Here is a 996-nt window from a genome sequence, read left to right as displayed (position 1 = left end):
TTGATGGCCAGGACTATGCATCAGAAGAATCTGAATTTACCCATTCGACCTGCCCTATTGCTGATATTCCTCAATCCAATAGCCCTAGTTGCCCATCCACCTACGATATCGAACTCGGCAGCTCGAATACTTTTAATCAGGCTATTACGATGGCCAATGAAAGTGATCCCAACTCGTATACTTCTTGCTCATACGGTCATGGCGCAAACTACTATGAAGACCCGGGAATACTTGACCGAGAGCAGTTCTACGTCAATGCCCAGCTGCATGGATTAAGTCGATATTGGCATGAAAATGGGCAGATCTCTTCTCAAGGCTATTATAAGGAGGGAAATTCTCATGGTCTGTCCGAAGCCTGGTATGACAATGGCATCAGAATGTCACAAAATTATACTTACAACGGCGAATACTGCGGAGCCCAGACAAGTTGGTATGAAAGTGGTCAAAAAGAATCCGAAGACTATTATGCTGATGGCGAGAAACACGGCCTCTCAAGCGATTGGTATGAAAATGGGAATAAGGAATTTGAAGCGCACTTCGCGAATGGCAGTTACCATGGCACGCTAAAACGATGGAACGAAGATGGTACACTACTTTACTGCTGGAACTACGTTAATGGGACAAGAGGCGACAGCTGCGCGCCTTAAAGTGCTAGCTAGATTGATTCGCACCTTCAGGCTAATTTAGCCTGAAGGTGCTTTAGTGACATCATCACCTATAGCTGCTTAAATACATGCCTGAACAACAACTTCTTGTTTGAGTTTAATAATCTATGCAGCTTCAAAAAATTGACCTAAACCTGTTCATTGTTTTTGATGTAATTTACCGAGAACGAAATCTGACTAAGGCTGCTGAGTCCCTTCATATCACTCAACCCGCTGTCAGTAACTCGCTAAGTCGTCTACGCCGTGTTTTTGATGACCCACTATTTGTAAGACAATCAGGTCACATGGTACCTACACCATTGGCTGACAACATAATATCCAGAGTACGTGC

Annotated in this window: 2 protein-coding genes; both read left to right on the top strand. The window is 44.0% G+C overall.

Features of this window, described 5'->3' with window-relative positions:
* Positions 1-647: toxin-antitoxin system YwqK family antitoxin (locus tag A3735_RS04805; protein WP_197485672.1), on the top strand; the 647-nt coding region annotated here is incomplete at its 5' end.
* A 125-nt stretch (positions 648-772) separates the two neighbouring features.
* On the top strand, positions 773-996 hold a 224-nt coding region (locus tag A3735_RS28710; RefSeq protein WP_156499405.1), incomplete at its 3' end, for a LysR family transcriptional regulator.

This window comes from Oleiphilus sp. HI0061 (genome assembly GCF_001635675.1).
Note: the sequence above shows the minus strand (reverse complement) of the source record. Positions and strands in the feature narration are given on the sequence as shown.